We start from the raw sequence: 12,680 nt of genomic DNA on the forward strand, positions 1-12,680 counted from the left end.
AATTACGGCCTGGCCGTGGGCGGGTTTGGGGCCCGCCCACGGCTGGCGGTCACTCCCACTCGATGGTGCCCGGGGGCTTGCTGGTCACGTCGAGCACGACGCGGTTCACGTCGGGGACCTCGTTGGTGATGCGGGTGGAGATCCGCTCGAGGACGTCGTAGGGCAGGCGGGTCCAGTCCGCCGTCATCGCGTCCTCGCTGGAGACCGGGCGCAGCACGATGGGGTGGCCGTAGGTGCGGCCGTCGCCCTGCACGCCGACCGAGCGCACGTCGGCCAGCAGCACCACCGGGCACTGCCAGATGGTGCGGTCGAGACCGGCCGAGGTCAGCTCCTCGCGGGCGATGGAGTCGGCTGAGCGCAGGATCTCCAGGTTGTGCGCGGTGACCTCGCCGATGATGCGGATGCCGAGACCGGGGCCCGGGAAGGGCTGGCGCTGCACGATGGTCTCCGGCAGGCCGACCTCGAGGCCGACGCGGCGCACCTCGTCCTTGAACAGCGCGCGCAGCGGCTCGACCAGGTCGAACTTCAGGTCGTCCGGCAGGCCACCGACGTTGTGGTGGCTCTTGATGTTCGCCGCGCCGGTGCCGCCGCCGGACTCCACGACATCCGGGTAGAGCGTGCCCTGCACGAGGTAGTCGAAGTGCTCGCCGGACTCCCCCGCCTCGGCCTGGAGGTCGCGGGCGGACTGCTCGAAGACGCGGATGAACTCGCGGCCGATGATCTTGCGCTTCTCCTCGGGGTCGGTCACCCCGGCCAGCGCGCCGAGGAAGCGGTCCTTGGCGTCCACGGTCACCAGGCGCACGCCGGTCGCGGCGACGAAGTCCCGCTCGACCTGGGTGCGCTCACCGGCGCGGAGCAGGCCGTGATCAACGAAGACGCAGGTCAGGCGGTCACCGATGGCGCGGTGCACCAGCGCGGCGGCCACGGCGGAGTCCACGCCGCCGGAGAGCGCGCAGATCGCCTTGCCGGTCTCGCCGACCTGGGCCCGCACCGCGGCGACGGAATCGTCCACGATGGACGAGGTCGTCCACTGCGGACGGAGCCCCGCGATGTCGTGCAGGAAGCGGCGCAGCACCTCCTGGCCGTGCGGGGAGTGCAGGACCTCCGGGTGGTACTGCACACCGGCGAAGCGGCGCGCGGTGTCCTCGAAGGCGGCGACCGGGGCGCCCGTGCTGGTCGCGGTGACCGTGAAGCCCTCGGGGGCCTTGGTCACGCAGTCGCCGTGGCTCATCCACACCGGGTGCCCGGCGGGCAGGTCCTGGTGCAGCGCGCCGCCGTCGCCGACCACGGTGAGGTCGGTGCGGCCGTACTCGCGGGTGCCGGTGTGCTCGACGCCGCCGTCGAGCGCGCTGGCCATGGCCTGGAAGCCGTAGCAGATGCCGAAGACCGGGACGCCCTGCTCGAACAGCGCCGGGTCGATCTGGGGCGCGCCATCGGCGTAGACGCTGGAGGGGCCGCCGGAGAGCACGATCGCGGCCGGGTCGCGGGCGATCATCTCGCTGACCGGCATCGTGTGCGGGACGACCTCGGAGTAGACCTGTGCTTCGCGCACCCGCCGCGCGATCAGCTGGGCGTACTGCGCCCCGAAGTCGACGACGAGCACGGGACGCTGGTTGCTGCTGGGCACGTCGGAGATACCTCCTGGTCAAGGGCGCACGACGGGCCCTCATCGTCTCAGCCCGCCCGCCGACCGGCCTAATCGGGCCAGTGCCTGTGTGACCAGAAGATCACCTGTTGGGGGCGACGGCCGCCGCATACGGTGTGGCCCATGACTGCGGACGACGAGATGACCGCCGTGACCCCCGCTCCGCGCCAGTTCTGGATCGCGGGCCGAACCGCGACCGGCGAGGACGTGACGGTCGTGCGGCACCCCTACGACGACTCCGAGGTGGCGTCGGTCTCCGTGCCGACCGCGGAGCAGGTCGAGCGGGCCGTCTCCGCCGCCGTCGATGTCGCGGCGGCCTTCCGCGGCACCCCCGCGCACGAGCGGGCGGGCGCGCTGGAGCACGTGTCGAAGCGCCTGCTGGAGCGGACCGAGGAGATCGCCGAGGTGATCACCGCGGAGAACGGCAAGCCGCTGCGGTGGGCGCGCCTGGAGGTCGCCCGCGCGGCCAACACCTTCCGCTTCGCCGCCGAGGAGGCCAAGCGCTTCACCGGCGAGCTGATGCGGCTGGACACCGACCCGGCCGCCGAGGGCCGGATGGCGATGGTGCGGCGGTCCCCGCGCGGGCCCGTGCTCGGCATCGCGCCGTTCAACTTCCCGCTGAACCTGGTGGCGCACAAGGTCGCCCCCGCGCTCGCGGTGGGCGCTCCGGTGATCATCAAGCCCGCGCCACGCACTCCGCTCACCGCACTGCTGCTCGGCGAACTGCTGGCCGAGACCAAGCTCCCCGAGGGCGCGTTCTCGGTGCTGCCGGTCGGCAACGAGGCCACCATGGAGCTGGTCCGCGACCCGCGCCTGCCCGTGGTGTCCTTCACCGGCTCCGGCCCGGTCGGCTGGTCGATCATGGACGCCGCGCCGCGCAAGCACGTCGTGCTGGAGCTGGGCGGCAACGCCGCTGCGGTGGTCTGCGGCGACTGGCAGGACCTGGACTTCGCGGCGCGGCGGATCGCGTTGTTCTCCAACTACCAGGCGGGCCAGTCCTGCATCGCGGTGCAGCGGGTGATCGTGGACCGCTCGGTGGCCGAGGAGTTCACCGCGCGCCTGGTCGACGCCGTGCGCGACCTGCGGACCGGGAACCCGCACGACCCCGAGGTGGAGGTCGGCCCGCTGGTCGACGAGGCCGCGGCGGAGCGGGTCGAGGAGTGGATCAACGAGGCGACCTCGGCGGGCGCGAAGGTGCTCGTCGGCGGTGAGCGCGAAGGGTCGACCGTCTCCCCGACCGTGCTCGTGGACGTGCCCGCCGACGCCAAGGTCTGGGCGGAGGAGATCTTCGGCCCGGTGCTCGCCGTCTCCGTGGTCGACGGGGTCAACGAAGCGTTCGCGCAGGTCAACGACTCCGCGTACGGCTTGCAGGCCGGGGTGTTCACGCGCGACGTGCAGGTGGCCTTCCGCGCATCCGCCGAACTGGAGGTCGGCGGCGTGGTCATCGGCGACGTGCCGTCCTACCGCGCGGACCAGATGCCCTACGGCGGCGTGAAGTCCTCCGGGTTCGGGCGTGAGGGCGTCACCTCGACGATGAACGACTTCACCGAGGAGAAGGTCACGGTGTTCGCCGGAATCCGGCTGTAGTCACCGCGTCCGGATGCCCTGGGCAAAGGCGAAGACCCCGTCCGGGTCGTAGGTGCTGGAGATCTGGCGCAGGCGGTGCAGGTTGTTGCCGTAGTACGCCTGCGGCCAGTCCCGCTGCGCCGGGTCGATGTAGTTCACGTAGGCGCCGCGGCCGGTCAGATCGGCGATCGCGCGCTGCGCGGTGTCCACGTGCGAAGCCACGGCGCGGGCCTGGCCCGCCTCGGTGTCCGCGTAGACCTGCACCGTGGCGAGGGCGCCGCGGTGCGGGAACGCGCTCGCCGTCGCGTCCACTGTGGACACTGCGCCGCCGAGCGGGTCGAAGAGCAGGTCCATGTCCGGCAGGTCGTTGACCAGCGAGACGAGCTTGCCCGGCTCGTCCATCCGCTTCTCCACCACGCGCGAGGACGCGACGAAGCCCGTCTTGCCCGAGCTGCCCGCGAAGTGCCGCATGGCGGAGATGTAGTTCATCGTCTGCGTGTTCCGGTTGGTGATCCGCGCGCCGGAGTTCTTGGCGAGCTGGTTCAGCAGCGTGCTGACCCGCCCGGCCGTTCCGACGAAGCAGCCGCTCACCCTCGGCTTCGGCGGGCTGCCGCCCTCGATCACGCAGTTCGCCCACAGCTCCTGCGGTGCCTCGGAGATCCAGTCCTGCCACGCCCCGAGCACCTCGGCGGCCGAGCCCGGCGCGAACTCCAGGTGGAAGACGGTGAGCTGGGACGGCGCCGCCTCGGTGCTGAACTCGAAGGAGGTGACGATGCCGAAGTTGCCGCCACCGCCGCCCCGCAGCGCCCAGTGCAGGTCGGAGTCGCCGTCCGCGGAGGCCATGCGGTTGACCCCGTCGGCGGTGACGATCCGCGCGGAGAGCAGGTGGTCAGCGGTGAGGCCGAACTTGCGGGTCAGCACGCCGAGCCCACCGCCGAGCGCGAGCCCCGCGATGCCGACCGTGGGGCACGTTCCCGCTGGCAGACAACGCCCCTTGGCCGCGAGCGCCGCGTAGACGTCGGAGAGCCGGGCCCCGGCGCCGATCTCCGCGACACCGTCGTCGCGGACCTCGACCGAGCCGAGCGAACGGAGGTCGACCACCAGCGCCTTGTCCGGGCAGCTGTAGCCGGCGTAGCTGTGCCCACCGCTGCGCGCGGCGATCGGGGTGTGCGAGCGCCGCGCCATGTCGATGCAGGTCTGCACGTCCTCGACGCCGCGCACCTGGGCGACGGCCTCCGGGGAAGTCTTGGCGAGCGCGGTGTTGAACGGCCGCGCCGCGTCGTATCCGGGCTGGCCGGGACGGGCCAGGGAGCCCTTGAGCCGCGACTTCAGGCCGTCCCAGTCCATCGGCGCGGCGGTCGTGGTGCTCGGCGGGGCCGTTGTCGGGGTCGGGGTGGCTGTGGGTGTCGGTGTTGTCGCCGGGCCGCTCTCACCGCAGGCTGTCAGCAGCGCGAGCGCGCCGAGCCCGCCCGCGGCGCGCAGAAAGTTCCGACGATCGACGGCAGACACCCGGATCACCTCCGAGAAGAGCGGTCGGCGGACCGCGACACGAGAAACACCAACGAGAAGGCCGGCGTCAGGGCGAACTCTTCACCATCCTGATGCCCGACGCAGCGCACTGACCAACGCCGCGCCGAGGTAACCGTCCCGGAAGAGTGCGGCGAGGTGACCATCGGGCCGGACCAGGGCAGCGGAGCCCGGGGAAACGCGAAGGGCATCCGCGAGCGCCCCGTTGTCGTCGGCCTCTTCCAAGGACTGCACCTGCACCGGAGGGCCGTCGACGGGCAGCCGCACCGGGATGTCCAGCGTCAGCAGCGTGAAGACCGGACCGAACGTCGGCCGCAGCCGACCACCCCCGGTGAGCGGCGCGTCCGGGCACAGGACCCCGGGCAGCGGCGGGCGGGGCACCCCGGGCTCACGCGGGAACGCGGCGACCTCGGTGGGCTGCGCGGGCGTGGTCAGCGGGGAGTCGAGGTAGTAGTAGGGCTCGGCGAGCTTGCCGGAGTCGATCCAGCTGCGCGCTCCGGGATCGACGACGCTGCGTTGCAGCACCTCGTTGCGGTAGGCCCGATCCGCGGCCGTGCGGGGCACGAGGAAGCGCATGGTGTCGCCGGTGACGCGCAGGTTCTCCTGGGCCGCCGCGCGCCGCTCCACGTTGTAGGAGTGCAGCAGCGCGGGCCCGGCCCAGCCCTGCCGGTCGAAGGCGATCTTCCACGCGGCGTTCTCCGCGTCCTGCGCGCCGGAGTTCAGCCCGCGCGCGCCGAACGGGCTCATCACGTGCGCGGCGTCGCCGGCGAGCAGCACCCTGCCGACCCGCATCGTCGGGACGCAGCGCTGGTGGAACCGGTACGCCGAGGCCCACACGACCTCGAAGTCCTTGTCCCCCACGACTTTCCGGATGCGCTCGGTCAGCCCGCCGTTGGCGTCCTCCGCCGCGAGGTCGAACTCCTCCGGCACCTGCCAGTCGATCCGCCACACCCTGCCGGGCTGCGGGTGCACCAGCACCTGGCGGCCGGGGTTCCACTCCGGGTCGAAGAAGAAACGGCGCTCCGGCGGCAGGTCGAGGTCGGCCTTGATGTCGGCGATCAGGAACTTGTCCGGGAACGAGTGGCCGCGGAAGGGCAGCCGCAGCAGCCTGCGCACCGTGGAGTGCGGGCCGTCCGCTGCGATGCAGTGCGTGCCGCGCACCGTGACCAGACCGTCCGAAGTGGACGATCGCGCGATCGTGGCCGCGCGGACGGTCACGCCTTCCTCGTCCTGGTCGACCTCGACGACCTGGTGCCCGCAGCGCAGGTCGATCAGGGGCTCCTCGGCGACCCGCTCCAGCAGCATCCGCTCCAGGTCGGGCTGCGGGAGGTTCACGAACGGCGGGAAGCCACCGGCCTCCGGGTGCGGCAGCTCCATCGTCAGCAGCTCGTGCTCGCGGTAGTACGTGCGCCCGAGGTACCAGGTCACGCCCTCGTGCGCGGCGCGCGCGCCGACTCCGATGCGTTCAAGCAGGTCCAGCACGTCGCGCTGGATGCAGATCGACCGGCTGCCGACCGGGGTGTGCTCGGGCAGCGCCTCCAGCACGACCGTCGGCACGTCCGCCCTGGCGAGCAGCAGCGCGCCGATGAGGCCGACGGGGCCGCCCCCGACGATGACGACCGGCTCGTCGCGGCTCATCCCCGGTCCTGCAACAGCGCCCAGACCTCACGGTCGCGTTCCGGTGTCCAGATCTCGGGGTGCTCGACGCCGTCCAGCTCGTCCCAGAAGCGCTGCACGTCGAAGGGCAGGCAGTGCTCGAAGATCGGCCACTTCCCGTAGGTCGGCTCCAGCTCGCGGTGCGCCGCGTCGAAGGCGTCCCGGATGTCGCCGCCCGCCTCGTGCACCGACGCGACGGCGCCCGTCAGGCCGAGCAGGAAGCCCCGCGTCTGGGTGATCGCGGCGGTCACGTTCTCGCGGCCGTGCACGACCGCGCCCCTGCCGCCGACCAGGACCTCCGCCTCCAGCAGCTCCAGGTTCTCCAGCGTGCCGAGCCACTCGCGGTGGTAGGCGTCGCCGGTGTAGAGCGCGGCCTCGGACTCGACCAGGTCCCCGGCGAAGAGGATCTTGCGGTCAGGCAGCCACAGGTAGGCGTCGCCCCTGGTGTGCCCGCGCCCGGCGTGCCCGAGCACGAGGTCACCGCGGTCGCCGCCCAGCGAGATCGACATCGTGCCGTCGAAGCAGAGGGTCGGCCAGGTCAGCCCCGGGATGGACTCGGGCTCCTTGAACAGCCTCGGCATCCTGGCGAACTCGCTCGCCCAGTCCTGCTCGCCGCGCTCGCGCACCAGGCCGAGGGTGTCGACGTGCATCACGACCTCGCTGGCCTCGAACGCGCTGGCCCCGAGCGCGCGCACCGCGTGGTAGTGGCTCAGCACCAGGTACTTCACCGGTTTGTCGGTGTGCTCGCGCAGTGCGTCCAGCCAGTCCCGCGCGGAGGCGGGGGTGGCGCGCGCGTCGAAGCAGACGAGGAAGTCCTCCCCCTCGACCGCTCCCACGTTCGGATCGCCCTCGGAGGTCAGTGCGTAGACACCGTCGGCCAGGACCTCCAGCGTCTCGGACTTGGGCGAGGTGTCGGCGCTGGACGCGAACGGCTTGGGCACCCCACTACTGTGCCAGCGATCACGGCGCGTGGGAACTCCGCTACCCGGAGGAAGCGCGCCGCGTCGTGGGGTCGGGGTGCCGCACCTCGACCACCGGCAGCCGCAACGCTCCGGGCGCCTCAGCAGGGACGACCGGCCCGCGGGGTGCCACCGGGCGCACCCGCCGGTACTCCGCGCCTTGCTCCGGCCGGGCGTCGGCCTCGCCCTTGTTCGGCCACATCGAGAACGCCCGCTCGGCCTGGGCGGTGATCGTCAGCGACGGGTTCACGCCCAGGTTCGCGGTGATCGCCGAGCCGTCCACCACCGACAGCGTCGGGTAGTTGTGCACGCGGTGGTAGGGATCGATCACCCCGCGGTCGGCGTCCTCGGAGATCACGCAGCCGCCGATGAAGTGCGCGGTCAGCGGGATGTCGAAGATCTCCGTCCAGGTGCCGCCCGCCATCCCGCCGATGTGCCCGGCCACCCGCTCCGCGGCCTCGGCCCCCTGCGGAATCCAGGTCGGGTTCGGCGCGCCCTCGTTCTGCACCGAGGTCAGCCACCGCCTGCCGAACGCGCGCTTCGTCCTGGTGGTGATTGAGTTGTCCAAGGCCTGCATGACCAGCAGGATCACCGTCTTCTGACTCCACTGGCGGACGGAGAGGTTGCGCATCGCCTGGAGCGGGTTCCTGCCCATCTCCGCGAGCAGCTGCTTCCACCTCGGCGTCGGCAGGTCGCCGTTGGTGGCCATGGTCTGCAACAACCCCATGGCGTTGCTGCCCTTGCCGTAGCGGACCGGTTCGATGTGCGTGCGGTCGTCCGGGTGGAACGACGAGGTGATCGCCACGCCCTCGCTGAAGTCCGAATCCGGGTTCACCCGCTCCGCCCGCGCACCCAGGATCGCCTCGGAGTTCGTCCTGGTCAGCTCGCCCAGCCTCGGTGAGAGCTCCGGCAGCTCGCCAGTGTCGCGCATGCTGTGCAGCAGCTTCTGCGTGCCCCAGGTCCCCGCCGCGAGCACCACGTGCCCTGCCCGCAGCACCCTGCGGCGCTTGTCCAGCCACGCGCCCGTGCGCTCCGTGCGGACCGTCCAGCTACCGTCCGACCGGCGGCTCAGCCCGGTCACCGTCCTCAGCGGCAGCACCTTCGCCCCGGCCCGCTCCGCGAGGTACAGGTAGTTCTTGACCAGCGTGTTCTTCGCCCCGACCCGGCAGCCCGTCATGCACGAACCGCACTCCGTGCACCCCGTGCGCTCCGGCCCGGCCCCGCCGAAGTAGGGGTCCGGCGCGGGCGTGCCCGGCTCGTCGAAGAACACCCCGACCGGCGTCGCGTGGTAGCTGTCGCCGACGCCCATCTCCTCGGCGACCTTCCTGATCACCTTGTCCGCCGGGGTGTCCGTCGGGTTGGTGACCACGCCCAGCATCCGGCTCGCCTGGTCGTAGAACGGCGAGAGCTCCGACTCCCAGTCCGTGATGTGCGCCCACTGGCGGTCGGCGAAGAACGGCCGCAACGGCCGGTAGAGCGTGTTCGCGTAGTTCAGCGAGCCGCCGCCGACCCCCGCCCCCGCGAGCACCAGCACGTCGCGCAGCAGGTGGATGCGCTGCACCCCGAAGCAGCCGAGCTTCGGCGCCCACAGGAACCGCTTCAGGTCCCACGAGGTGCGCGCGAACTCGTCGTCGGCGAAGCGGCGCCCCGCCTCCAGCACAGCGACCCGGTAGCCCTTCTCCACCAGCCGCAGGGCCGCCACGCTGCCACCGAACCCCGAACCCACGACCACCACGTCGAAGTCCAGGTCGGCGCCCTTGTTACTCGCCAGTCGGGTCATGCCCAGGAGGTTAGGCCGAACCACGCCCGCCCGCCTAGAGGGTGTTACCGCCAGTAACGACAAACACCCCAACGGCCCAGGGCGAACCGGCTCAGGTCAGAGCTGAGAGGAGGGCGATGGCGAGGAAGAGCAGGGAAGCGGCGATGAGGCCCCAGCCGGTCAACTGCTCCTGCTCCTCGTTGCTGCGCTTGCGGCCGAGCTTGGCCTTGGCGCGCTTGCTGAACCACCCGGCGATCCCGACGAGCAGCAGCACGACGATGAGCAGCAGCGGACCGAGCACGAGCAGACCCGGTACGGCGGCCTGGCTCGCGTCGAGGCCGTAGTCGAAGGCGGGGTGCGCCTGGGGTGGAACACGCCCGAACGAGGCCATCAGCCCGAACGCCAGCCAGACCACGTTGACGACGGTCCACACCGCCTTGCCCCGGTAGCCGAGGAAAGGCGCGTAGAGCACGTACACGCCGAGCAGGACGATCGCGCCGCCGCCGGGCAGCCAGCCGAGCACGACCGCCATCGGCGCGTTGCCGCCGACGATCTTGTCGACCGCCGTGAAGTAGCCCGTCATCACCGAAGAGCGGGCGAAAGCGAGCGCCACGAACAGCACGAGGACGCCGATGGACTTCGGCCACCTCGGTTTGCGGCCCATCCAGGCGACGAACGTCCCGAACGGCGTGACGGGCTTGGGCTCGACCGGCTGCCCGCAGCGCTTGCGGTTGGCCACGGCTAGCGGCGAACGGTGAGGCCGACCTTCTGGAACTCCTTCAGGTCGGAGTAGCCGGTCTTGGCCATCGCCCTGCGCAGCGCGCCGAACAGGTTGACCGTGCCGAACGGGTTGGAGGACGGCCCGAACAGCAGGGTCTCCAGGTCGTAGCTGCCCCCGGAGAAGCCGAACACGTCGCTGCGCGGCAGTGACGGGTGCGCGGCCGCGGCGGTCCAGTAGAAGCCCTGGCCGGGCGCCTCGTCGGCGTTGGTCAGCGACTCGCCGAGCATCACCGCGTCGGCACCGCAGGCGATGGCCTTGGCGATGTCACCGGAGTGCTTCATCGAGCCGTCAGCGATGATGTGCACGTAGCGGCCACCGGTCTCGTCCAGGTAGTCGCGGCGCGCGGCGGCGGCGTCGGCGATCGCGGAGGCCATCGGCACCCCGATCCCCAGGACCTGGTTCGTGGTGGTCGCGTGCGACTCGCCGAAGCCGACGATCACGCCGGCCGCGCCGGTGCGCATGAGGTGCATGGCGGTGCGGTAGTCACCGGCACCACCGGCGATCACCGGGACGTCGAGGTCGGCGATGAAGCGCTTGAGGTTCAGCGGCTCGCCGTCGCGCTCCACGTGCTCGGCCGAGATGATCGTGCCCTGCAGGATCAGGATCTCCACGCCCGCGGCCAGCAGGTCCGGGGTCAGCTCCTGCGCGTGCTGCGGGCTGACGCGGGCCGCGACGGTGACGCCGGACTCGCGAACGGTGCGGATCGCCTCGGTCAGCAGGTCCACCCGCACCGGAGCCGCGTGCAGCTCCTGGAGCAGCTTGACCGCCGCGTCGCCGTCCTCCTCCTCGGCCGCCTGCACGACCCGGAGCAGCGCCTCCTCGGGGTCGGCGTGCCGCGCCCACAGGCCCTCGGCGTTGAGCACGCCGAGCCCGCCCAGCTCACCGACGCGGACGGCGGTGCCCGGCGAGACGATGGCGTCCGTCGGGTGGGTGATCAGCGGGATCTCGAAGCGGTAGGCATCGATCTGCCACGCGAGCGACACGTCCTTCGAGGACCGGGTGCGCCGCGAGGGAACGATCTCCACGTCGTCCAGACCGTAGGCCCGCATGGCCGTCCGGTTCATCCCGATCTCAACAAGATCCCGCACGTCAGTCCTTTCTCAGCCAGGAGCAGGGGGTCACCGGGTGGTGTAGTTGGGCGCTTCCACCGTCATGGTGATGTCGTGCGGGTGGCTCTCCTTCAGCCCGGCGGCGGTGATCCGCACGAGCTGGGCCTGCTGGAGCTCGGCGATCCCGGCGGAGCCGGTGTAGCCCATGGCCGAGCGCAGACCGCCGACGAGCTGGTGCACGACCTGGGAGAGCGGGCCGCGGAACGGCGTGCGGCCCTCGATGCCCTCGGGGACGAGCTTGTCCTCGGAGAGCACGTCGTCCTGGAAGTAGCGGTCCTTGGAGTAGGACTTCGCCTGGCCGCGCGACTGCATCGCGCCGAGCGAGCCCATGCCCCGGTAGGTCTTGAACTGCTTGCCGTTGACCAGGATCAGATCGCCCGGCGATTCGGCGGTGCCCGCGAGCAGGCTGCCGAGCATGACGGTGCTGGCGCCCGCCGCGATGGCCTTGGCGATGTCACCGGAGTACTGGATGCCGCCGTCGCCGATCAGCGGGACGCCCGCGGCCTGGCAGGCCAGGCTGGCCTCGTAGATGGCGGTGATCTGCGGGGCACCGACACCGGCGACGACGCGCGTGGTGCAGATGGAGCCGGGCCCGACGCCGACCTTGATCGCGTCCGCGCCCGCGTCGATCAGCGCCTGGGCGCCCGCGCGGGTGGCCACGTTGCCGCCGACCACGTCGACGTTGTCGCCGAGCTCGCCCTTGAGCTTGGCCACCATCTCCAGCACGTTGCGCTGGTGGCCGTGGGCGCTGTCCACCACGATCACGTCGACGCCGGCCTCGTTGAGCAGCATCGCGCGCTGGTAGGACTCCTCGCCCGTGCCGACCGCGGCGCCGACGACGAGCCTGCCGTCCGGGTCCTTGGTGGCCAGCGGGTACTTCTCGGTCTTGACGAAGTCCTTGACGGTGATCAGCCCGCGCAGCCGGTTGTCGCCGTCCACGATCGGCAGCTTCTCGATCTTGTGGCGGCGCAGCAGGCCGAGCGCGGCCTCCGCCGAGACGCCGATCTGGGCGGTGACCAGCGGTCCCTTGGTCATCACCTCGTGCACCGGCTTGCTGTGGTCCATCTCGAACCGCATGTCGCGGTTGGTGATGATGCCGACCAGGATGCCGTCGTCGTCGGTCACCGGGACACCGGAGATGCGGAAGCGGGCGCACAGCGCGTCCACCTCGGCCAACGTGTCACCGGGCGAACAGGTCACCGGGTCGGTCACCATGCCGGCCTCGGAGCGCTTGACCACCTCGACCAGCGCGGCCTGGGCCTCGGCGGCGATGTTGCGGTGCAGCACGCCCATGCCACCGGCGCGGGACATGGCGATCGCCATCCGCGCCTCGGTGACGGTGTCCATCGCCGAGGAGACCAGCGGCACGCGCAGGGTGATGTTGCGGGAGATCCGGGTGCTGGTGTCGACCTCGTTCGGCACCACGTCCGACGCGGCTGGCAACAGCAGCACGTCGTCGAAGGTCAACCCGAGCATTGCGAACTTGGACGGAACGCCGTGAGCGGAGAGCTCGCTGGTCATGGCGGGTAGTAGACCTTCCTGCGGTACCGGTTGCTTCTGACTGCTGACGTGGGTCACCGGCCTGGTGGGATCAGGCGTCCATGCTAACCGCACGGCACCATCACGAATCGCACCGCCGCTGGTCGCGCCCATCACGTCCGGGGCCCTCCGGAGACCG

9 protein-coding genes are annotated in these 12,680 nt (G+C 71.4%); 1 reads left to right on the forward strand and 8 read right to left on the reverse strand.

The features are described from left to right. Positions 1-49: 49 nt before the first annotated feature. On the reverse strand, positions 50-1,627 hold the full coding sequence (gene guaA / locus CCN37_RS12765) for a glutamine-hydrolyzing GMP synthase (RefSeq protein WP_086820952.1): 1,578 nt from the start codon (positions 1,625-1,627) through the stop codon (positions 50-52). Positions 1,628-1,786: 159 nt separating this feature from the next. Here guaA and CCN37_RS12770 point away from each other — a divergent pair, with 159 nt between their 5' ends. After that, positions 1,787-3,232 (forward strand): aldehyde dehydrogenase family protein, encoded by a 1,446-nt coding sequence (locus CCN37_RS12770; protein WP_086820996.1) that lies wholly within the window; start codon positions 1,787-1,789, stop codon positions 3,230-3,232. On the opposite strand, the gene CCN37_RS12775 is transcribed toward CCN37_RS12770, so the two are convergent. The 7 genes from CCN37_RS12775 to guaB form a co-directional block, all read right to left on the reverse strand. Continuing rightward, positions 3,233-4,720 (reverse strand): FAD-binding oxidoreductase, encoded by a 1,488-nt coding sequence (locus CCN37_RS12775; protein ID WP_371504079.1) that lies wholly within the window; start codon positions 4,718-4,720, stop codon positions 3,233-3,235. Positions 4,721-4,801: 81 nt separating this feature from the next. Continuing rightward, entirely contained in the window at positions 4,802-6,376 is a 1,575-nt protein-coding gene (locus CCN37_RS12780; protein WP_086820954.1) for an FAD-dependent monooxygenase, read from the reverse strand. Next, positions 6,373-7,335 (reverse strand): MBL fold metallo-hydrolase, encoded by a 963-nt coding sequence (locus CCN37_RS12785; protein ID WP_086820955.1) that lies wholly within the window; start codon positions 7,333-7,335, stop codon positions 6,373-6,375. Before CCN37_RS12785 ends, CCN37_RS12780 begins: the two co-directional genes overlap by 4 nt. A gap of 40 nt (positions 7,336-7,375) precedes the next feature. Next, on the reverse strand, positions 7,376-9,133 hold the full coding sequence (locus CCN37_RS12790; protein WP_086820956.1) for a GMC family oxidoreductase: 1,758 nt from the start codon (positions 9,131-9,133) through the stop codon (positions 7,376-7,378). A gap of 91 nt (positions 9,134-9,224) precedes the next feature. Further along, positions 9,225-9,851: a hypothetical protein gene (locus CCN37_RS12795; RefSeq protein WP_086820957.1), complete on the reverse strand. Its 627-nt coding sequence runs from the start codon at positions 9,849-9,851 to the stop codon at positions 9,225-9,227. 2 nt (positions 9,852-9,853) lie between these two features. Next, positions 9,854-10,981: a GuaB3 family IMP dehydrogenase-related protein gene (locus tag CCN37_RS12800; protein WP_086820958.1), complete on the reverse strand. Its 1,128-nt coding sequence runs from the start codon at positions 10,979-10,981 to the stop codon at positions 9,854-9,856. Positions 10,982-11,011: 30 nt separating this feature from the next. Beyond that, positions 11,012-12,523, reverse strand: a complete 1,512-nt coding sequence (guaB, locus tag CCN37_RS12805; protein ID WP_086820959.1) for an IMP dehydrogenase — start codon at positions 12,521-12,523, stop codon at positions 11,012-11,014. Positions 12,524-12,680 lie beyond the last annotated feature (157 nt).

The organism is Allokutzneria sp. NRRL B-24872, from assembly GCF_002155965.1.
Classification (GTDB): Bacteria; Actinomycetota; Actinomycetes; order Mycobacteriales; family Pseudonocardiaceae; genus Allokutzneria.